Source organism: Enterobacter sp. B79-1, from assembly GCF_057444735.1.
The window spans coordinates 1-21,421 of the sequence record NZ_JBYAZJ010000006.1 but is presented as its reverse complement, the minus strand read 5'-3'; the positions used below and the strand labels follow the sequence as shown (position 1 = coordinate 21,421).

At 55.0% G+C, this 21,421-nt stretch carries 18 protein-coding genes and 5 tRNA genes; 15 read left to right on the top strand and 8 right to left on the bottom strand.

What is annotated here, in order from left to right:
• Positions 1-12 precede the first annotated feature (12 nt).
• The 5 genes from AC2T6E_RS16535 to AC2T6E_RS16515 all read right to left on the bottom strand — a co-directional run bounded on the left by AC2T6E_RS16535 (position 13) and on the right by AC2T6E_RS16515 (position 5,113).
• A complete protein-coding gene (locus AC2T6E_RS16535; protein WP_212474318.1) occupies positions 13-1,293 on the bottom strand; it encodes an MFS transporter in 1,281 nt (426 codons plus the stop codon).
• A 169-nt stretch (positions 1,294-1,462) separates the two neighbouring features.
• Entirely contained in the window at positions 1,463-2,401 is a 939-nt protein-coding gene (locus AC2T6E_RS16530) for a sugar kinase (protein ID WP_265186261.1), read from the bottom strand.
• Between the two features lie 3 nt (positions 2,402-2,404).
• On the bottom strand, positions 2,405-3,154 hold the full coding sequence (locus AC2T6E_RS16525) for a sugar phosphate isomerase/epimerase family protein (protein ID WP_260663252.1): 750 nt from the start codon (positions 3,152-3,154) through the stop codon (positions 2,405-2,407).
• Between the two features lie 100 nt (positions 3,155-3,254).
• Positions 3,255-4,271 carry a LacI family DNA-binding transcriptional regulator gene (locus tag AC2T6E_RS16520; RefSeq protein WP_148400224.1) on the bottom strand — a complete coding sequence of 339 codons (1,017 nt, stop codon included), beginning with the start codon at positions 4,269-4,271 and terminating at the stop codon, positions 3,255-3,257.
• 179 nt (positions 4,272-4,450) lie between these two features.
• A complete protein-coding gene (locus tag AC2T6E_RS16515; protein ID WP_010426241.1) occupies positions 4,451-5,113 on the bottom strand; it encodes an OmpA family lipoprotein in 663 nt (220 codons plus the stop codon).
• Between the two features lie 165 nt (positions 5,114-5,278).
• On the opposite strand from AC2T6E_RS16515, the gene AC2T6E_RS16510 reads away from it, so the two are divergent.
• Positions 5,279-7,606 carry a molybdopterin guanine dinucleotide-containing S/N-oxide reductase gene (locus AC2T6E_RS16510; protein ID WP_486692535.1) on the top strand — a complete coding sequence of 776 codons (2,328 nt, stop codon included), beginning with the start codon at positions 5,279-5,281 and terminating at the stop codon, positions 7,604-7,606.
• Here the strand turns inward: AC2T6E_RS16510 and AC2T6E_RS16505 are convergent.
• The gene (locus tag AC2T6E_RS16505; RefSeq protein WP_010426237.1) at positions 7,569-8,015 is read right to left on the bottom strand and encodes an N-acetyltransferase; all 447 of its coding nucleotides are present in this window, start codon (positions 8,013-8,015) and stop codon (positions 7,569-7,571) included. The genes AC2T6E_RS16510 and AC2T6E_RS16505 overlap by 38 nt on opposite strands.
• Complete coding sequence (tag, locus tag AC2T6E_RS16500; RefSeq protein ID WP_454539997.1) at positions 7,993-8,574, bottom strand: DNA-3-methyladenine glycosylase I; 582 nt, start codon at positions 8,572-8,574, stop codon at positions 7,993-7,995. The genes AC2T6E_RS16505 and tag overlap by 23 nt, the downstream gene beginning before the upstream one ends.
• Before the next feature lie 163 nt (positions 8,575-8,737).
• Here tag and AC2T6E_RS16495 point away from each other — a divergent pair, with 163 nt between their 5' ends.
• The 9 genes from AC2T6E_RS16495 to dppF all read left to right on the top strand — a co-directional run bounded on the left by AC2T6E_RS16495 (position 8,738) and on the right by dppF (position 19,289).
• A complete protein-coding gene (locus AC2T6E_RS16495; protein WP_010426233.1) occupies positions 8,738-9,436 on the top strand; it encodes an autotransporter domain-containing protein in 699 nt (232 codons plus the stop codon).
• A gap of 237 nt (positions 9,437-9,673) precedes the next feature.
• A complete protein-coding gene (locus AC2T6E_RS16490) occupies positions 9,674-10,876 on the top strand; it encodes an L-lactate MFS transporter (protein ID WP_010426225.1) in 1,203 nt (400 codons plus the stop codon).
• A 240-nt stretch (positions 10,877-11,116) separates the two neighbouring features.
• Positions 11,117-12,811 (top strand): kdo(2)-lipid A phosphoethanolamine 7''-transferase, encoded by a 1,695-nt coding sequence (gene eptB, locus AC2T6E_RS16485; protein ID WP_148400228.1) that lies wholly within the window; start codon positions 11,117-11,119, stop codon positions 12,809-12,811.
• Between the two features lie 91 nt (positions 12,812-12,902).
• Positions 12,903-12,979, top strand: a tRNA-Pro gene (locus AC2T6E_RS16480).
• Positions 12,980-13,599: 620 nt separating this feature from the next.
• On the top strand, positions 13,600-15,207 hold the full coding sequence (dppA, locus tag AC2T6E_RS16475) for a dipeptide ABC transporter periplasmic-binding protein DppA (protein ID WP_010426223.1): 1,608 nt from the start codon (positions 13,600-13,602) through the stop codon (positions 15,205-15,207).
• Positions 15,208-15,368: 161 nt separating this feature from the next.
• Positions 15,369-16,388, top strand: a complete 1,020-nt coding sequence (gene dppB, locus AC2T6E_RS16470) for a dipeptide ABC transporter permease DppB (RefSeq protein ID WP_006177810.1) — start codon at positions 15,369-15,371, stop codon at positions 16,386-16,388.
• A 9-nt stretch (positions 16,389-16,397) separates the two neighbouring features.
• Positions 16,398-17,300, top strand: coding sequence for a dipeptide ABC transporter permease DppC (gene dppC / locus AC2T6E_RS16465; RefSeq protein WP_010426221.1), 903 nt, complete (start codon positions 16,398-16,400; stop codon positions 17,298-17,300).
• Between the two features lie 10 nt (positions 17,301-17,310).
• On the top strand, positions 17,311-18,294 hold the full coding sequence (gene dppD / locus AC2T6E_RS16460; RefSeq protein ID WP_010426220.1) for a dipeptide ABC transporter ATP-binding protein: 984 nt from the start codon (positions 17,311-17,313) through the stop codon (positions 18,292-18,294).
• Entirely contained in the window at positions 18,291-19,289 is a 999-nt protein-coding gene (dppF, locus tag AC2T6E_RS16455; RefSeq protein ID WP_010426213.1) for a dipeptide ABC transporter ATP-binding subunit DppF, read from the top strand. Before dppD ends, dppF begins: the two co-directional genes overlap by 4 nt.
• A gap of 40 nt (positions 19,290-19,329) precedes the next feature.
• Here the strand turns inward: dppF and coaA are convergent, their stop codons facing one another.
• Positions 19,330-20,283: a type I pantothenate kinase gene (gene coaA, locus AC2T6E_RS16450; RefSeq protein WP_010426211.1), complete on the bottom strand. Its 954-nt coding sequence runs from the start codon at positions 20,281-20,283 to the stop codon at positions 19,330-19,332.
• Positions 20,284-20,601: 318 nt separating this feature from the next.
• Here coaA and AC2T6E_RS16445 point away from each other — a divergent pair.
• The 5 genes from AC2T6E_RS16445 to AC2T6E_RS16425 form a co-directional block, all read left to right on the top strand.
• Positions 20,602-20,677: transfer RNA gene (locus AC2T6E_RS16445), tRNA-Thr, on the top strand.
• Between the two features lie 8 nt (positions 20,678-20,685).
• A tRNA-Tyr gene (locus AC2T6E_RS16440) sits at positions 20,686-20,770 on the top strand.
• Positions 20,771-20,887: 117 nt separating this feature from the next.
• Positions 20,888-20,962, top strand: a tRNA-Gly gene (locus tag AC2T6E_RS16435).
• Between the two features lie 6 nt (positions 20,963-20,968).
• A tRNA-Thr gene (locus AC2T6E_RS16430) sits at positions 20,969-21,044 on the top strand.
• A gap of 117 nt (positions 21,045-21,161) precedes the next feature.
• On the top strand, positions 21,162-21,421 hold a 260-nt coding region (locus tag AC2T6E_RS16425), incomplete at its 3' end, for a GTP-binding protein (protein WP_048990204.1).

Here is a 21,421-nt window from a genome sequence, read left to right as displayed (position 1 = left end):
TTTTAAAAGGTTTCAGGCGTGTCGTGCGCCGACGGGAAGCTGTTGATTATTAGCAGGCTTAACGATCAGAGTAAGCCATACCGAGGCGAAAAGCGCCACCCCCATAAAGATGTACGACGCTGACGGGCTGCCGGTTGCACCGTTCAGATAGCCCACAAACCAGGAACCACAGAACGACCCCAGCGCGCCCATGCTGTTAATCAGCGCCATCGCACCGCCTGCCACATTACGCGGCAGCATTTCCGGAATGATGGCAAAGAACGGACCATACGGGGCGTACATCGCTGCACCCGCAATCACCAGCAGCGTATAAGAGACCCAGAAATGGTTCGCACCAACGGCCCAGGAGCCAATGAAGGCAAAGGCAGCGATGAGCAGCAGGGGCCAGACGAACAGCTTACGATTTTGCAGTTTGTCCGATGCCCAGGAAGCGATAATCATCGCGATGGTGGCAGCCAGATAAGGCACGGATGACAGCCAGCCCACTTCGACCATGCCAAGATTGTCGCCACCGCTGCGGATAATTGACGGCAGCCACAGTACGAAGCCATAAACGCCAATGCTCCAGGTAAAATATTGCGCGCACAGCAGGATCACGTTGCGGGAGCGGAAGGCTTCACCGTAGTTGCGAACCGCCTTCAGACCCTGCTGCTCTTTATCCAGCTGGGCCTGCAGCGCGGCTTTTTCATCTTCGGAAAGCCATTTCGCCTGGGCAGGTTTATCCTTCACCAGCACCCACCAGCAGAATGCCCAGATCACTGCTGGCACCCCTTCGATGATAAACATTTCGCGCCAGCCGAAGGACTGGATCAGGTAGCCAGACACCACCGACATCCACAGTACCGTGACCGGGTTACCGAGGATCAGGAAGGTATTCGCGCGCGAGCGTTCAGATTTGGTAAACCAGTTGCTGATGTAAATCAACATCGCCGGCATGACCGCCGCTTCAACGACGCCGAGGATAAAGCGAATGGCGGCCAGAGCAGGAATATTGTTTACCACGCCGGTCAGTGACGCGCAGGCGCCCCACAGGATCAGGCAGACGAAGATCAGCTTGCGCACGCTACGGCGTTCCGCGTAAATCGCGCCGGGGATCTGGAAGAAGAAGTAGCCGAGGAAGAAAAGGGCGCCGAGCAGGGAGGATACACCTTTGGTGATACCGAGGTCTTCGGTGATCCCCGCAGCGGATGCGAAACTGAAGTTAGCACGATCGAGGTACGCCAGGCTGTACGTGATAAACACGATTGGCATGATGTACCACCAGCGTTTTACTGCATTGGTCGAACTGTTCATAGGCTTGCCTCTGTTGTTGAGGTTGTTACCGCCGTTGTCTGTAGGGTACACGGTGGCTTGTTTTGTTGAGTGCGATTTATGCCCCTCACCCCGGCCCTCTCCCCAAAGGGGAGAGGGTGTTGTAAGTTCCCTCTCCCCTTTGGGGAGAGGGCTAGGGTGAGGGGGATGTTTATTCGTTAAGCTCTGCTCGCGTTGGTAATCCTTCGCTGTCACCCTGCACCTGAATCGCCAGCGAGCCAATCTTGTTGCCACGCGCAACGGCCTGCTGCAGCGGTTTGCCTTCCAGCAGGGCGCTAATGACGCCCACGGCAAAGCCATCGCCCGCGCCGACGGTGTCGACCACGTTCTCAACCTTCACCGCCGCGACCGCGCCCTGTTCGCCGTTGGCCGTTTTAAACCATGCGCCATCGGCACCGGTCTTCAGCACCACCGCTTTTACCCCGTTATTCAGGTAGAAATCGGCAATGCCTTCCGGCGTCTTTTCACCCGTCAGGATCATCCCTTCTTTCAGGCCCGGCAGAACCCAGTCAGCCTGGAACGCCAGACGGTTCAGCTTCTCGACCATTTCCGCTTCGCTTTTCCACAGCACCGGGCGCAAATTAGGATCGAAAGAGATCGTTTTACCCTGAGACTTCATGGCTGTTGCCGCATGGTCCAGCAACGCATACGAGCTGGCAGACAGCGCTGCCGCCACGCCGCTGAGGTGCAGATGGCGCGCGGAGGCAAAATAGTGGGCGTTGTAATCCTCCACGGAGAGATGGCTTGCGGCCGATCCTTTACGGAAATACTCCACGATGGGATCGGTTCCATTTTCGACTTTAGATTTCAGCTGAAAGCCCGTTGCGAAACGTCCGTCGAGCGTGACGCCTGCGGCATCAATTCCCTCTTTTTTCAGTGAATCGAGAATGAAATGGCCAAAGCTGTCGTCCCCTACGCGACTCACCCAGCCGACGTTCAGGCCCAGGCGCGCCAGGCCCGTGGCGACGTTCAGCTCTGCACCCGCCACGCGTTTCATAAAGTGTTCTACCGCGCTCAGGTCACCCGTTTCGGTGGCCACAAACATCGCCATGGCTTCGCCGATAGTGATCACATCCAGCATCTTTTGCATGGTTTACTCCTCACGCAGCAGGTTAACGTAGTGGCGGGTAACGGCAGTTAAATCTGCCCCCTCCAGGGGGAATTCGATACCGCGCGGGGCATCGGCAGGAAGCTGATTAAGCAGGTCCAGCCAGCGTGATTCCGCGCGATCCGGCGCAATGGCGCGGAACTGCTCCTTATGCGGAACGGCGGCCTTAACGTGGATATAGCTCACGGCCGGAGCCAGATGACGCGCGGCTTCTTCGGGGGAATCGCCCACCCACAGCCAGTTGCCCATATCGAACGTCAGGGTGACGGGCAATGCCATCACCCGGCAGGCGGCTTTGAAGCGCTGCATGGGCGCGAGCTGGCCGCAGTCGGTCTGGTCATTTTCCACCACCAGCGTCATGCCGCTTTCATTCAGCATCGCGCGTAAAGCTTCAAGTGGCTGTTTATCGTTGAAATAACCCAGCGAGACTTTCAACCACAGCGCGTTCAGCGCGGTGGCTTCGGCCAGATAGCGGGGGAGGTCAGGGTTGAGCGTTCCGTTGGGCATAAACAGGGCGGCGGGTGCGGAATAGCATGCCAGCAGACCCAGTAGTTCGATGGACTCACCTAGCGCAGGCAGCGCCAGCAGCTCTTCGCTGTTGAACAGCTCGCGGCGGATTTCTACACCGTCCGCGCCTGCGCCCGCAATGACGGGAAGCATTGCGCGTTGACCACCGGCCTGTCGCACCTGGTCCGCGCCATAAGCGGCGGTGACCACCATTATTTTCCTGCTCATACCAGACTCCATCGCGTAATCGATAGTATTACGCTAGATGGAACCGGTTCCAAAGAAAAGATCGGGATGTTGAATTTATGATCGCTGTCACGAAGGGAATTTAGCGGGCGGTAGAGCCGCGAACGATCAGTTCGCCAGAGAAGACCTGTTCACGCACGGCGTCGCTCGCACCTTCAATACGGCGAACCACCTGTTCAACAGCGGCATAGCCGATTTGCCACGTGGGTTGCTTGAGCGTGGTGATGCCGACGCCAGCCAGCTCTGCCCACTCAAGCTCATCGAAACCCAGCAGGCCGATATCACTTCCCCAGTGCAGGCCAATGCGCTTGAGGGAGCGGGCAACCTGGAGCGTTAGCGCTCCGTTTGCGGAGATGACGGCTTTACGCATTCCACGGTGGCGCGTGTGGAACTGGCGAAGGGTATTGTCAATCTGGTCAGCTTCATGCAGCGGCGTTTCGGCATTTTCGGCGATCACGCCGGGATAGCGGTCCAGCGTGGCGCGAAAGGCGCTTAAGCGCTCGCGACGCGTGTTGACCATTCCCAACGGTTCACTCAGGAAAAGGACCGCTTCAAAACCCTGTTCGATGAGGTGCTCGGTGGCTGTCGTGGCCGCCTGCGTGTTATCCAGCCCGACGACATCGCAGGCAAATTCCGGGATTTTGCGGTCGATAAGCACCATTGGCAACGAAGACTGCTGCAGCCGGTTGAGCCCTTCTTCACGCATGCCCACGGCATTCACCACAATACCTTCCACCTGGTAACTGCGTAGCAAATCCAGATAGTGCAGCTCCTGATCGACCTCATTGTTGGTGTTACAGACCAGCGGCGTAAAGCCTTTTTCGCGACAGGCGGCTTCGATGCCGCTGAGCACGTTGACGGAGTAGGGGTTGGTGATATCGGCGATGATCAGACCAATCAGGCGAGTTCTGCCGCGTTTCAGGCCGCGCGCCATAAGGCTTGGGCGATAGTCGAGTTCGGCAATAGCCTGTTCAATGCGGGCGAGCAGCGCGTCGGACAGCAGGTGTTTCTCACCGTTGAGATAGCGCGAAATGCTGGTTTTACCGGTTTTGGCGGCTTGCGCCACGTCGCTGATGGTGGCCCGGGTTGGTTTGCTCATCGCTGATTTCCCTGAATTTAGTGAGAATACCTTAGCGGGAAAATCTGGCGAATCAAGTAATTTGCCCGGTGTCGCTGCGCTTACCGGAGGTTGCGGTCTGATGCCCTCACCCCAACCCTCTCCCACGGGAGAGGGCGCAAACACTAAAAACGGCAACGGGGTTGCCGTTTTGCTTTTACCTACTGAATTGGGCTTAACGTAATCTCTACGCGACGGTTCTGTGCTTTGCCTTCCGCCGTGCTGTTGCTGGCGATTGGATTTGCCGGACCCATGCCGCTGGTGCGGATACGGTTCGCTTCAACACCCTGGGCGATCAGCGAGCTGGCCACGGAATCGGCGCGCTGCTGAGACAGACGCATGTTCAGATCCTGGCTGCCGGTACTGTCGGTATAGCCAATCACGTTAACGGCGGTTTTATTGTACTCTTTCAGCACCATCGCCACGCCGGTCAGGGTGTTTGCACCTGCTGGTTTCAGCGTTGCGCTGCTGCTGTCAAAGGTCACGTTGTTTGGCATGTTCAGGATGATGTTGTCGCCGCTGCGCGTGACGCTCACGCCTGTGCCTTTCATTTTGTCGCGTAGTTTCGCTTCCTGCACATCCATGTAATAACCGACGCCGCCGCCCAGTGCTGCACCTGCTGCTGCGCCAATCAGTGCGCCTTTACCGCGATCTTTCTTGGAGGAAGAGAGTGCCCCAACGCCTGCCCCAACCAGCGAGCCGATGCCCGCGCCGATGCCGGATTTACCCGCTTCGCGTTCACCGGTGTAAGGGTTAGTTGTGCAGCCAGAAACAGCCAGTGCACCGCTCACCAGAGCGGCAATAACGAGTACGCGTTTTTTCATCTTATTTCCTTAATCCTTTTTATTCTTTGCCACGGCGAGCGTGGCAGTTGATTATGACGTCCAGATACGGAGAAAATTCAGTGTATGACTCTGAAATTTGTGACAAACCATAAATCGCCTCAATTAAGAAGGCCGTAAACCTGCACGCAACCAGGAGCGCACGCTTTGAGCACCTCAACCAAAACCATTCTGACCGCCGCCCACTGGGGACCCATGCTGGTCGAAACCGACGGGGAAACTGTCCTGTCGTCCCGCGGGGCACTGCCAACACAGCATCCCAACTCGTTACAGACTGTCGTTCGCGATCAGGTGCATAGCAAAACGCGCGTGCGCTGGCCGATGGTGCGTAAAGGTTATCTGGCTTCGCCAGACAAACCGCAAGGTATTCGGGGACAGGATGAGTTTGTCCGCGTGAGCTGGGATGAGGCGCTGGCATTGATTCACACCCAGCATAAACGTATCCGTGATAGCTATGGTCCGTCGTCCATTTTTGCTGGCTCTTACGGCTGGCGTTCGAACGGCGTGCTGCACAAGGCCTCGACGCTGCTGCAGCGCTATATGAGTCTGGCCGGGGGCTACACCGGCCATCTGGGAGATTACTCCACCGGTGCGGCGCAGGCGATTATGCCGTATGTCATGGGCGGGAATGAGGTCTACCAACAGCAGACCAGCTGGCCGCTGGTGCTGGAACATACTGATGTGGTTGTGCTGTGGAGCGCTAACCCCCTCAACACCCTGAAAATTGCCTGGAATGCCAGCGATGAGCAGGGCGTGTCATATTTCGACGCGCTGCGCAAAAGCGGCAAGCGCATCCTCTGTATTGACCCAATGCGTTCGGAAACCATGGATTTCTTCGGCGTCAGCGCCGAGTGGATTGCCCCGCATATGGGCACCGACGTGGCGATGATGCTGGGTATCGCCCATACGCTGGTTGAAAACGGCTGGCACGATGTGGAATTCCTGGCGCGTTGTACCACCGGTTTCGATAAATTTGCCGACTACCTGACGGGTGAATCCGATGGGGTGGCTAAAACAGCGGAATGGGCAGCAGAGATTTGTGGCGTTCCTGCGGGCAAACTCCGCGAACTGGCGGCGTTGTTCCATAAAAATACCACCATGTTAATGTCCGGCTGGGGAATGCAGCGCCAGCAGTTTGGCGAGCAGAAGCACTGGATGCTGGTGACCCTTGCCGCAATGCTTGGGCAGATTGGCACGCCGGGCGGAGGTTTTGGTCTCTCCTATCACTTTGCGAACGGCGGTAACCCAACGCGTAAAGCGGCGGTGCTGGCGTCTCTGCAGGGCTCGGTGCAGGGCGGCGTGGATGCCGTGGATAAAATCCCGGTGGCGCGCATTGTTGAAGCCCTGGAAAACCCGGGCGGTTTTTATCAGCACAACGGTCTGGACTGCCACTTCCCGGATATTAAATTTGTCTGGTGGGCGGGCGGGTCGAACTTCACGCACCATCAGGACACCAACCGCCTAATCCGCGCCTGGCAGAAGCCGGAGCTGGTGGTCATTTCCGAGTGCTTCTGGACCGGCTCGGCTAAGCATGCCGATATTGTGCTGCCTGCGACCACCTCGTTTGAGCGTAACGATCTCACCATGACCGGCGACTACAGCAACCAGCACATGGTGCCAATGAAGCGTGTTGTCGCGCCGCGCGATGAAGCGCGTGATGATTTTGACGTCTTTGCGGAACTGAGCGAGCGCTGGGAAGCGGGCGGGCGCGAGCGTTTTACCGAAGGCAAAACGGATCTGGAATGGCTGGAAACCTTCTACCAGATTGCGGCCCAGCGTGGCGCAGCACAAGGCGTGACGCTGCCGCCGTTTGCTGAGTTCTGGGAAGCGAACGGCATCTTCGAAATGCCGGAGAGCGAGCAAAATGCGCAGTTTGTCCGTTTCGCTGATTTCCGCCGCGACCCGGAGAACCATCCGCTAAAAACCGAAAGCGGGAAAATCGTTCTCTTCAGCGAGCGCATTGCTGGCTTTGGCTATGCTGATTGCCCACCGCACCCCATGTGGCTGGAGCCAGACGAATGGCACGGCAACGCGCAGCAGGGGCAGCTTCAGATCTTATCTGCCCATCCGGCGCACCGCCTGCACAGCCAGCTGAACTATACGTCACTTCGCGAGCAGTATGCGGTTGCCGGGCGCGAGCCCATTACCCTGCATTCCGAAGATGCGAAAGCACGTGGAATCGCAGATGGCGATGTGGTGCGCGTCTGGAACGGGCGCGGACAGGTGCTGGCGGGAGCGGTGGTGAGCGACGGGATTAAGCCGGGCGTTATCTGCATTCACCAGGGGGCATGGCCGGATCTGGACCTGAGCGAAGGCGGTATCTGTAAAAACGGGGCGGTTAACGTGCTGACTAAAGATCTCCCCAGCTCGAAGCTGGGGAATGGCTGCGCGGGGAATACGGCGCTGGCATGGGTCGAGAAATATCAGGGGCCAGCGCTTACGTTAACGGCGTTTGATCCGCCTGCCAGCTCATGATCCACGTCGGGTGTTGGGTATCATCCTGCCAGGCGCTATCTTCAATGCGAAAACCCTGCGCATGGTAGAAATTCACCGCCCGGACATTTTTCTGGTACACCTCCAGGCTTAAATGCGGAAAGCGCTGTTGAACATGGTTCAGCAGCGCCCGCCCGATGCCTTTCCCGATGTACGACGGTGCGACAAACAGCGCGCCGACAAACTGCGACTGCATCACGCTGATAAATCCGCACGGCTTTCCGTCCTGTTCCCAGACCCAGGTTTCCGCCGACGGCAGGTAAACCTCCCGCACCATGGCTTCGTTCTCTTTCCAGTAGTTTGCATCGATAAACGGATGCGCCTCCGTGGTGCTTGCAAGCCACAGACTCAGGAGCGGATCGGTATTTTCACTTTGCCATTTGCGGATCATAGTGGCCTCCCGGATGACAGAAGCAGCCCGTAATATGATCGTTGACCAGCCCACAGGCTTGCATAAAGGCGTAACAGATGGTGCTGCCGACAAATTTAAAACCGCGTTTTTTCAGCGCCTTAGAGAGTGCATCTGAAGCGGGTGTGGAGGCGGGGATCTCCCCGAGCGTAGCGGCCTGCGTGACGTGTGGCGTGTCATTCACAAAAGACCAGACAAATTCTGAAAATGACTCGCCGTTTTGCTCCATCGCCAGGTAAGCGCGTGCATTGCCGATGATGGCCTGGATTTTCCCGCGATGACGAATGATACCGGCGTCCAGTACCAGTCGTTCGACGTCCTCTTCGGTCATGGCGGCGATGGCGACAGGATCGAACTGGTGGAAGGCGTTGCGGTAATTTTCCCTTTTTTTCAGTACGGTAATCCATGACAAACCCGCCTGCTGGCCTTCAAGGCAGATCATTTCAAACAGTTTTTTGCCATCCGTTTCCGGTATGCCCCATTCACGATCGTGATAGTCGATATAGAGCTGATCCTGGCTTACCCAGCCGCAACGTTGCATAGGTTATCTCCCTTATTCACACGGTTATCGCAAAAAATTTCATTTCGTCAGGCTTGACGTGTCTACTTTAAAGACAATAGTTAATACAGGGCTATATGCCCGTTAACCTCTTCCTGAACAACGATAAATATCGCCGAAATTGGCTCTTTCTGGAGTCGCTTTGATGATGATAAAAAAAATCAGTGGTCGCCATGCTGTTTCTGGCCTGGTGGGGATTTCAGCGTGGTTGTTTTTTTGTCACACAGCATCTGCCTGGCAACAGGAATATATCGTTTCAGACGCACAAAGTAATACGGCGGAACGCTATACATGGGATGCGGATCACCAACCGCGTTATGAAGACATTCTGGCAGAACGTATTAAGACTTCGCAAACTGGACCTGGGCTTGCCCTGAATTCGCCTTCCGGCCCGACAGCGGAAGGCAGTATGAGCGTGGGCTGGAATTTTCCGCTGGCGGGAAATATAACAACCGGCCCGGTGATGGCGTGGCGTTACGATGGCACGGCACCCATGATGATTAATGAATTCGGTGATAGCGTGACGACGCAGGGGCTGACCGATCCGCTCTGGCATGCCAGCGTGAGCAGCCTGGGCTGGCGCGTGGATACGCAATATGGCGATCTTCGGCCCTGGGCGCAGGTCAGTTTCAATCAGCAGTTTGGCGAGAACCAGTGGAAATCTCAGTTCGGGATGTCACAGACGCCTGCTATTGCACAAAACAGCAGCTGGATGGACGTGACCGTCGGAACGGATATGCCGTTTACAACCCATATGGCGGCCTATGCGTCATTGGCTCAGGGGGAAAACACCACGACGGGCGAGGAGTTTATGTACACCCTGGGTGTGAGTGCAAACTTTTAAAGTTGTCACTTTTTCCAACGTTGCGATAACATCTTAAATACAATAACGGCGCGCCTTGTCGCGATAGCGAGCACTAACAATTGTGCATGCCGTTCCCGGCAAGGTCATTCATTCCCGATTCCAGGCATTTCATTCCGTTCCTCCTGCATTTCATGCCGTTTTACCCCAGCGGTAATAAGGTTTTGTTTATTGTTGTCCTCAGCGAACTTCCTTAATTTCTCTTGCAGGACAACTGCCATGAACACTTCAACTTATAACCGTACGCGCTGGCTCACGCTTTTCGGCACTATCGTGACCCAGTTCGCGCTGGGCTCGGTCTACACCTGGAGCCTGTTCAACAGTGCGCTTTCCGATAAGCTCGGTGCACCGGTGAGCCAGGTGGCGTTCTCTTTCGGCCTGCTGAGCCTGGGGCTGGCGCTTTCCTCTTCCGTCGCGGGCAAACTGCAGGAGCGCTTTGGCGTTAAGCGCGTCACCATGGCGTCCGGGATCCTGCTGGGCGTGGGCTTTTTCCTGACGGCGCATTCCAACAACCTGATGATGCTCTGGCTGAGCGCCGGGGTGCTGGTGGGTCTGGCAGACGGTGCTGGTTATCTGCTGACGCTGTCGAACTGCGTGAAGTGGTTCCCGGAGCGTAAAGGTTTGATCTCCGCGTTTGCCATCGGTTCATATGGTTTGGGCAGCCTCGGGTTCAAATTTATCGATTCCCACTTGCTGGCCTCCGTTGGCCTTGAAAAAACCTTTATGATCTGGGGCGTTATCGTTCTGGTGATGATTCTGTTCGGTGCAACGCTGATGACCGATGCGCCACAGCAGGAGGTGAAATCCGTTAACGGCGTGGTGGAGAACGACTTCACCCTGGCTCAGTCTATGCGCAAACCACAGTACTGGATGCTGGCGGTGATGTTCCTGACGGCCTGCATGAGCGGTCTGTATGTCATTGGCGTGGCGAAAGATATCGCGCAGGGCATGGTGAAACTGGACGCGGCCACGGCGGCGAATGCGGTCACCGTGATTTCTATTGCCAACCTCTCGGGCCGTCTGGTGCTCGGTATTCTGTCTGATAAAATTGCCCGTATCCGGGTCATTACGATAGGGCAGGTGGTTTCGCTGGTGGGCATGGCGGCGCTGCTGTTTGCACCGCTGAATGAGGCCACTTTCTTTGCCGCGATTGCCTGCGTGGCCTTTAACTTTGGCGGCACCATTACCGTCTTCCCGTCTCTGGTGAGCGAGTTCTTTGGCCTGAACAATCTGGCAAAAAACTACGGCGTCATCTATCTGGGCTTCGGGATCGGCAGTATCTGCGGTTCGTTAATTGCTTCATTGTTCGGCGGGTTCTATGTGACCTTCTGCGTGATATTTGCCTTGCTGATTATTTCCCTGGCGCTGTCGACGACGATTCGTCAGCCGCAGCGAGAAGTATTTAGCGAAGCGCATGCGTAACGAATAAGGAGAGGCCGTAATGGCCTCTTTTTTTGCGCTGGGGAATACGCTTCCTGACTTGCTTTTTTGTAAAAATTTGCACGGATCACATTCTCTGCTGCCACTTTTCTCTCCCGCTGTGGTCTACTTACCGCGCTTGTAGACGTTTCTGATAACGCTTTCCTACGCACATACTTACTCTGTCTGTTTTCTCGATGAGAGTCGGCGGGTCTCTATACCCCTTCCCCCAGGGTTGTTTGCATGAAATACATTAGGTCTCTTACCCAGCAAAGATTGTGTCTGATGCTGGCTGTCTATATCGGTTTGTTTCTGAATGGCGCGGTGCTGTTCAGACGAGTGGAAGGTTATTTCGAGCACCTCACCGTAAGAAATGGAATTTTTGCTGCAATTGAAGTGTTCGGTTCCATCCTCGCTACCTTCTTCCTGTTACGTCTGCTTTCCCTTTTTGGCCGACGCCCGTGGCAAATTCTGGCTTCACTGGTTGTCATTATTTCTGCCGCCGCCAGTTATTACATGACCTTTATGAATGTGGTCATTGGCTATGGGATTGTGGCGTCAGTCATGACCACCGATATCGATCTCTCGAAAGAGGTCGTAGGTAAGGGCTTTATCGTCTGGACGGTTTTAACCTGTCTGATACCGCTCTTCTTTATCTGGAGTAATACCTGCCGCTATACGTTGTTACGCCAGCTGCGCACGCGCGGGCAGCGGATCCGGAATATCGCCGTTGTCCTGTTGGCCGGATTACTGGTCTGGGCACCGATTCGCTTGATGGAAAAACAGCAAAAACGTATCGAAAAAGCGACGGGCGTCGACATGCCAAGCTACGGCGGTGTGGTCGCTAACTCTTATTTGCCCTCCAACTGGCTCTCGGCCTTAGGCCTGTATGCCTGGGCACAGGCGGACGAATCGAGTGATGTAAAATCCTTGATGAATCCGACGAAAAAATTCAATTACGTGGCACCGGCTGACGGGCTGGATGATACCTACGTCGTCTTTGTTATCGGTGAAACCACGCGCTGGGATCATATGGGTATTCTCGGCTATGACCGCGATACCACGCCAAAACTGGCCCAGGAAAAGAACCTCGTGGCTTACCGCGGTTACTCCTGCGATACCGCGACGAAGCTCTCTCTGCGCTGTATGTTTGTGCGTGAAGGCGGTGCCAGCGATAACCCGCAGCGTACGCTCAAAGAGCAGAACGTGTTTGCTGTACTGAAACAGCTTGGATTTAGCTCCGACCTGTTCGCTATGCAAAGTGAGATGTGGTTCTACACCAACACCATGGCGGATAACATCGCCTATCGCGAGCAGATTGGCGCCGAGCCGCGCAACCGTGGGAAGAATGTCGATGACATGCTGCTGCTCTCCGAGATGGAACAGTCGCTGAAAAACCATCCGCAGGGTAAGCATCTTATCGTGTTGCATACCAAAGGCTCGCACTACAGCTATTACCAGCGTTATACGCGCGATTTCGCGAAATGGACGCCTGAGTGTGTCGGCATTAACAAAAACTGCAGCAAGCAGGAGCTGATCAATGCCTACGACAACTCGATTCTGTATGTGGACACGTTCCTGAGCAGGGTGATCGACGAGCTTCGCGATAAGAAAGCGATTGTGATCTACGCGGCTGACCACGGCGAGTCCATCAACGAAAAAGAACACCTGCACGGTACGCCACGCAAGCTTGCGCCGCCGGAGCAGTTCCGCGTGCCGATGATCATGTGGATGTCGGATAAGTACCTTGAGAACCCTGACAAAGCCAAAATGTTTGCGCATTTGAAGCAGCAGGCAGAGATCAAGGTCCCGCGCCGTCACGTTGAGCTGTACGACACCATTATGGGTTGTCTCGGCTATACCTCACCGAACGGTGGGATCAACGAAAACAACAACTGGTGTAAACTCCCTGATAACACCGCAAAAGCCGCGCAGTAGCTGCTCTGGCGAGAATATCGCCAGTTGAATGGCTTTTTGAAAATAAGGGATTGACGGGGGCGCACCTCAGCAGTAAGATGCGCTCCGCATTCGGCGAGTAGCGCAGCTTGGTAGCGCAACTGGTTTGGGACCAGTGGGTCGGAGGTTCGAATCCTCTCTCGCCGACCACATTTAAAAAAGGGCTAACCGCAAGGTTAGCCCTTTTTGCATTATGGCGTTAGCCAGCCAGACTCATTAAAACGCCCCTTAGCCCTGCTTCACCCTGCCTGTTAACGATTTTGTGACATTATCCATTGTATTTTTTTATATATGGATTGATCTTTTTTCGCGTTGCTTATGGATAACCTCAGCATTTTTCGCTGTGCGTTTTAACGTTCGCGGAATTTAGTGCTCAGATAATCACCATTCCGCAAGAAAATTTACCCAATCTGAATAAAAGTTAATCACTACATGTTGCGAAATATGAAGATATTTGTGCTGCCACATGGTGAGTAGCATAAATTTCCCTGCTGAAAACTGGCGCTGGAGGTTTTTTTAATCTTTGTTTGCGGTTTCTCACACTCCGCGTAAATCCCCGTCACCTGTATTGACGTTTTCACATTCTGTTGACAGATTGTAGGGCATGAGGGGCATTTCAGGGACGATCTGCGCTGCAACTCAAACGCTCTTCTGAAAGGATTCTCCATCCCTTTAAAGCCTTCGGGCATCACCGACCAGACCGGGTAAAAAATAAATAAAGGTCAGGCGGCGTAACACAACAAAGCAAAACATCACATTGGAGCAGAATAATGAGTATTTCCTTGAAGAAGTCAGGGATGCTAAAGCTTGGTCTGAGCCTGGTGGCTATGACCGTAGCAGCAAGCGTACAGGCAAAAACCCTGGTTTACTGTTCTGAAGGCTCGCCGGAAGGCTTTAACCCACAGCTCTTTACCTCTGGTACGACGTACGACGCAAGCTCTGTACCGATCTATAACCGTCTGGTTGAATTTAAAACCGGCACCACGGAAGTGATTCCGGGTCTGGCTGAGAAGTGGGAAGTCAGCGAAGACGGTAAAACCTATACCTTCCACCTGCGTCAGGGCGTGAAGTGGCAGGACAGCAAAGAATTCAAACCAACGCGCGACTTTAACGCCGACGACGTTGTGTTCTCTTTCGACCGTCAGAAAAATGCCCAGAACCCGTACCATAAAGTGTCTGGCGGCAGCTATGAATACTTCGAAGGGATGGGTCTGCCGGACCTGATCGCCGAAGTGAAGAAAGTGGACGATAAAACCGTTCAGTTCGTGCTGACGCGTCCGGAAGCACCGTTCCTGGCTGACCTGGCCATGGACTTCGCTTCTATCCTCTCTAAAGAGTACGCGGACAACATGCTGAAAGCCGGTACGCCGGAGAAAGTCGACCTGAACCCAATCGGTACCGGTCCATTCCAGCTGCTGCAGTACCAGAAAGACTCCCGCATTCTGTATAAAGCATTCGAAGGCTATTGGGGCACCAAGCCGAAGATCGACCGTCTGGTCTTCTCCATCACGCCTGACGCTTCCGTGCGTTACGCAAAACTGCAGAAAAACGAATGTCAGGTTATGCCGTACCCGAACCCGGCTGACATCGCTCGTATGAAGCAGGACAAGAACATCAACCTGCTGGAGCAGGCTGGCCTGAACGTGGGCTATCTCTCCTTCAACACCGAGAAGAAACCGTTTGATGACGTGAAAGTGCGTCAGGCGCTGACCTACGCGGTGAACAAAGAAGCGATCATCAAAGCCGTTTACCAGGGCGCTGGCGTTGCTGCCAAGAACCTGATCCCACCAACCATGTGGGGCTATAACGACGACATTAAAGACTACACCTACGATCCTGAGAAAGCGAAAGCGCTGCTGAAAGAAGCGGGCCAGGATAAAGGCTTTACCGTTGAACTGTGGGCAATGCCTGTTCAGCGTCCATATAACCCGAACGCGCGCCGTATGGCGGAAATGGTTCAGGCTGACTGGGCGAAGATCGGCGTTCAGGCCAAGATTGTGACCTACGAGTGGGGCGAGTACCTGAAGCGCGCCAAAGCGGGTGAACACCAGGCGGTGATGATGGGCTGGACCGGCGACAATGGGGATCCGGACAACTTCTTCGCCACCCTGTTCAGCTGCGCGGCAGCGAAAGACGGTTCCAACTACTCTCGCTGGTGCTACAAGCCGTTTGAAGATCTGATCCAGCCGGCGCGTGCGACCGACGATCACAACAAACGTATTGAACTGTACAAGCAAGCGCAGGTTGTTATGCACGATCAGGCCCCGGCGCTGATTGTTGCTCACTCCACCGTGTACGAGCCAGTGCGTAAAGAAGTGAAGGGCTACGTGGTTGATCCACTGGGCAAACACCACTTCGAAAACGTATCTGTTGAATAACAAGTAGGGTGTTCTCCCTCTCCCTTTGGGAGAGGGCAGGGGTGAGGGTCGTGCATGCATCCCCTCACCCTAACCCTCTCCCAAAGGGAGAGGGAATTTACATTTGTGAGCAATACAGACGTCACGCCACTGGTCGTGCGTCATCAGAGAGAATCCGGGTTATGTTGCAGTTCATCCTCCGACGTCTGGGACTCGTTATCCCGACGTTTATCGGTATCACCCTTCTCACTTTTGCCTTCGTCCATATGATCCCCGGCGACCCGGTAATGATTATGGCGGGCGAGCGTGGTATCTCCCCTGAGCGTCATGCGCAACTGCTGGCTGAACTCGGCCTTGATAAGCCTATGTGGCAGCAGTACCTCCACTATATCTGGGGCGTGTTGCACGGTGATTTAGGGATTTCACTCAAAAGCCGTCTTCCGGTGTGGGACGAGTTCGTGCCGCGTTTCAAAGCGACGCTGGAACTGGGCATCTGCGCCATGATTTTTGCCACTGCGGTGGGTATTCCTGTTGGGGTACTGGCTGCCGTTAAGCGTGGCTCTATTTTTGACCATACCGCCGTGGGTCTGGCGCTGACCGGTTACTCCATGCCTATCTTCTGGTGGGGCATGATGCTGATCATGCTGGTCTCCGTGCAATGGAACCTAACCCCGGTCTCCGGGCGCGTCAGTGATATGGTTTTCCTTGATGATACCAACCCGCTCACCGGCTTTATGCTGATCGACACGGCTATCTGGGGCGAAGAGGGCAACTTCATTGATGCCGTCGCGCACATGATCCTGCCTGCGATGGTGCTGGGCACCATTCCTCTGGCGGTGATCGTGCGTATGACCCGTTCCTCCATGCTGGAAGTGCTGGGCGAAGATTACATCCGTACCGCGCGTGCCAAAGGGTTAACCCGCATGCGCGTCATCATCGTTCATGCCCTGCGTAACGCCATGCTGCCGGTCGTTACCGTTATCGGTCTGCAGGTGGGGACGCTGCTGGCAGGGGCGATCCTGACGGAAACCATCTTCTCCTGGCCGGGCCTTGGTCGCTGGCTGATTGACGCGCTGCAACGCCGTGACTATCCGGTTGTGCAAGGCGGTGTACTGCTGGTTGCGACGATGATTATCCTCGTCAACCTGCTGGTCGATTTGCTGTACGGCGTGGTGAACCCGCGTATTCGTCATAAGAAGTAAGGGGCCGTCATGTCACAAGTCACTCAAAATAACGTGGTCGCTGCACCGGTTCCTATGACGCCGCTGCAGGAATTCTGGCACTACTTCAAGCGCAATAAAGGCGCGGTGGTAGGGCTGGTGTATGTTGTTATCATGATCCTGATTGCGGTGTTTGCGAACTTCCTCGCACCGTATAACCCGGCGGACCAGTTCCGCGATGCGCTACTCGCGCCACCTGCCTGGCAGGACGGCGGTAGCCTGACGCACCTGCTCGGTACCGATGATGTGGGCCGTGACGTGCTGTCGCGTCTGATGTACGGCGCGCGTCTGTCGCTGCTGGTGGGCTGCCTCGTTGTTGTACTGTCGCTGATCATGGGCGTTGTGCTCGGCCTGGTGGCTGGCTACTTCGGCGGCATCGTCGATAACGTCATCATGCGTATCGTCGACATCATGCTGGCGTTGCCAAGCCTGCTGCTGGCGCTGGTGCTGGTGGCGGTCTTTGGACCTTCGATAGGTAATGCTGCCCTGGCGTTGACGTTCGTTGCGCTGCCGCACTATGTCCGATTAACCCGTGCGGCTGTCCTGGTTGAGGTGAATCGAGACTACGTCACCGCTTCTCGCGTGGCGGGTGCGGGTGCGATGCGCCAGATGTTCGTCAATATTCTGCCTAACTGCCTTGCGCCGCTGATTGTTCAGGCGTCGCTCGGTTTCTCTAACGCCATTCTCGATATGGCCGCTCTTGGCTTCCTTGGCATGGGTGCGCAGCCGCCAACACCGGAGTGGGGCACTATGCTCTCCGACGTGTTGCAGTTCGCGCAAAGCGCCTGGTGGGTCGTCACCTTCCCGGGTCTGGCGATTCTGCTGACGGTGCTGGCATTTAACCTGATGGGTGATGGTCTGCGTGATGCACTTGATCCCAAACTGAAGCAGTAAGAGGCACGAGATGGCGTTATTAAATGTAGATAAATTATCGGTGCACTTCGGCGACGAAGGCACACCGTTTCGCGCCGTGGACCGCATCAGCTACAGCGTAAATCAGGGCGAAGTGGTTGGTATCGTAGGGGAGTCTGGTTCCGGTAAGTCAGTAAGCTCGCTGGCAATCATGGGGCTGATTGATTATCCCGGCCGCGTAATGGCGGAAAGCCTGGAATTTAATGGTCAGGATCTGCAGCGCATTTCCGAGAAGCAGCGCCGCCAGCTGGTGGGCGCGGAAGTGGCGATGATCTTCCAGGACCCAATGACCAGCCTGAACCCGTGTTACACCGTGGGGTTCCAGATTATGGAAGCCATCAAGGTGCATCAGGGGGGTAACAAGCAAACCCGTCGTCAGCGCGCTATCGATCTGCTGACGCAGGTGGGTATTCCCGATCCGGCATCGCGTCTGGACGTTTACCCTCACCAGTTATCCGGCGGGATGAGCCAGCGCGTGATGATCGCCATGGCAATTGCCTGTCGACCAAAACTGCTGATCGCCGATGAACCGACAACCGCGCTGGATGTAACCATTCAGGCGCAAATCATCGAGCTGCTGCTGGAGCTGCAGCAGAAAGAGAATATGGCGCTGGTGCTGATTACGCACGATCTGGCGCTGGTGGCTGAAGCGGCACACAAAATCATCGTGATGTATGCAGGCCAGGTGGTGGAGACCGGAAGTTCACACGATATCTTCCGTGCCCCGCGTCATCCGTATACGCAGGCTCTGCTGCGCGCATTGCCGGAATTTGCGCAGGATAAAGCGCGCCTGGCCTCGCTTCCGGGGGTTGTGCCGGGTAAATATGACCGTCCGCAGGGCTGTCTGCTTAACCCGCGCTGTCCGTATGCGACGGATAAATGCCGCGTCGACGAGCCAGAGCTGAATCTGCTGGCTGACGGTCGCCAGTCCAAATGCCACTACCCACTCGATGATGCCGGGAGGCCAACACTATGAGTACGCAACAACTGCTGTTGCAGGCCATCGACCTGAAAAAACACTACCCGGTGAAGAAGGGCTTATTCGCTCCCGAGCGCCTGGTCAAAGCGCTGGACGGCGTCTCTTTTACCCTGGAGCGCGGTAAAACGCTTGCGGTGGTGGGGGAGTCCGGCTGTGGCAAATCGACGCTGGGCCGTCTGCTGACGATGATTGAAGTGCCAACCGGCGGCGAGCTGTACTATCAGGGGCAGGATCTGCTCAAGCACGACCCACAGGCGCAGAAGCTGCGTCGCCAGAAAATCCAGATTGTGTTCCAGAACCCGTACGGTTCACTGAACCCGCGCAAAAAAGTGGGGCAGATTCTGGAAGAGCCTTTGCTTATCAACAGCAACCTGAGCAAAGAGCAGCGTCGTGAGAAAGCGCTGGCGATGATGGCGAAAGTGGGTTTGAAAACTGAGCATTACGATCGCTACCCGCATATGTTCTCGGGCGGCCAGCGTCAGCGTATCGCCATCGCCCGTGGTCTGATGCTTGACCCGGACGTGGTGATTGCCGATGAGCCTGTTTCTGCGCTCGACGTATCCGTACGTGCGCAGGTGCTGAACCTGATGATGGATCTGCAGCAGGATCTGGGGCTGTCGTATGTGTTCATTTCACATGATTTGTCTGTCGTGGAGCACATTGCCGATGAAGTGATGGTGATGTACTTAGGGCGCTGCGTGGAGAAAGGGACGAAAGAGCAGATCTTCAATAATCCTCGTCACCCGTATACCCAGGCACTGCTGTCTGCGACGCCGCGTCTGAATCCGGACGATCGTCGTGAGCGCATTAAGCTGACCGGCGAGTTGCCAAGCCCGCTGAATCCACCTCCGGGATGTGCGTTCAATGCCCGCTGTAGCCGACGCTTCGGGCCCTGCACGCAGTTGCAGCCACAGTTGAAGGATTATCGTGGACAACTGGTGGCCTGCTTCGCGGTCGATCAGGATGAAAATGGCGAAAAGCCGCATGCGTAAAGAAAAAAACCGGCGTGAAGCCGGTTTTTTTATATCTGCGTTATGACTTCCGTAGACGGATCTGGTCGACAGCGTGTTTCTCACTCTTGGTGAGGATCAGGCTGGCGCGCTCACGTGTTGGCAGGATGTTCTCTTTCAGGTTCACGTAGTTGATCTCATTCCACAGTCCCGTTGCGACGTTGATCGCCTCTTCTTTAGAGAGCTGGGCGTAATTATGGAAGTAGGAATCAGGATCGGTGAACGCCCCTTCGCGGAACTTCAGGAAGCGGTTGATATACCAGCTTTTCAGCAGATCTTCCGGCGCATCAACATAGATAGAGAAGTCAACAAAGTCGGAAACAAAGACGTGATGCGGGTCGTGAGGATAATCCATCCCGCTTTGCAGCACGTTTAACCCTTCCAGAATCAGGATGTCTGGCTGCACAACCGTTTTGTCGCCATCCGGGATACGGTCGTAAATCAGATGCGAGTAAACCGGCGCAGTGACGTTAGGCGCGCCCGATTTCAGATCAGAGACGAATTTCACCAGACGGTGCATATCATAAGAGAGCGGGAAGCCCTTCTTCTTCATCAACCCGCGTTCTTTCAATACTTCATTGGGATGCAGGAAGCCGTCGGTGGTAATCAGTTCCACGCTGCGGTGTTCTGGCCAGCGGCTCAGTAACGCCTGTAACACGCGCGCGGTGGTGCTTTTACCCACTGCCACGCTGCCCGCGATACTGATGATATAAGGAATACGCTGACCGTTAGTACCGAGGAACTGTTCCAGTACCGCCTGGCGGCGGAGGTTCGAGCTTATATAGAAGTTAAGCAAGCGAGAGAGGGGAAGATAAATTTCTGCCACCTCTTCCAGGGACAGATCTTCGTTTATCCCTTTTAACCGTGCGATTTCACCTTCCGTCAGCGTCATAGGAACGGAATCACGCAGGGCAGCCCACTGGCTGCGGTTAAAGTGAAGATAGGGTGTCATTAACGTTTGCTCTTTTTTGCTCATAAGCATGCTTCTGTGAGCCAGCACAAAACTGCCGGGTCATGGCTCTTCACATAGTTAATTTTGGACAATGGGCAGGAGGTTAACACCAGATGACAGGAATAATAAGAAAAAATATGGGAAAGCGATGCTTTACGCGGGAGGTATCACGGTACGGTATAGAAGGGGTAAATCAGGGGTTCATGTTGAATATTTGACCGCGAGCGGATGAATTTAAAGCGGTTAGCACTGGTTTCGCATAAAATGTGAGCGAAAGAACGTTTTATGCAATTTTTTAGTTGCATGACTGCGCATGTCTCCATAGAATGCGCGCTACTTGATGCCGACTTAGCTCAGTAGGTAGAGCAACTGACTTGTAATCAGTAGGTCACCAGTTCGATTCCGGTAGTCGGCACCATCAAGTCCGGTGGGGTTCCCGAGCGGCCAAAGGGAGCAGACTGTAAATCTGCCGTCACAGACTTCGAAGGTTCGAATCCTTCCCCCACCACCACTTTCTGGCAGCGTAAATGCCGCCGGAGCTGGTTGGAAAAATTAACCAGCTCGAACATGAAAAGAGAGAAATCTCTTTTTTTGTTACAGAAAGAACTGGGTAGCCGAGTTTCAGGATGCGGGCATCGTATAATGGCTATTACCTCAGCCTTCCAAGCTGATGATGCGGGTTCGATTCCCGCTGCCCGCTCCAATACGTGCTGATATGGCTCAGTTGGTAGAGCGCACCCTTGGTAAGGGTGAGGTCCCCAGTTCGACTCTGGGTATCAGCACCACTTCACTTCTCCTCCCGTTTCTCTCTGTTTCAATTTAAATGTATTCAACAGTTCAGGCATTTCGCCTGGTTGATGTGGTGATATCACCGATTTATCCGTGTCTTAGAGGGACAATCGATGTCTAAAGAAAAGTTTGAACGTACAAAACCGCACGTTAACGTCGGTACTATCGGCCACGTTGACCATGGTAAAACAACGCTGACCGCTGCAATCACTACCGTTCTGGCAAAAACCTACGGTGGTTCTGCTCGCGCATTCGACCAGATCGATAACGCACCAGAAGAAAAAGCTCGTGGTATCACCATCAACACTTCCCACGTTGAATACGACACCCCGACTCGCCACTACGCACACGTAGACTGCCCAGGCCACGCCGA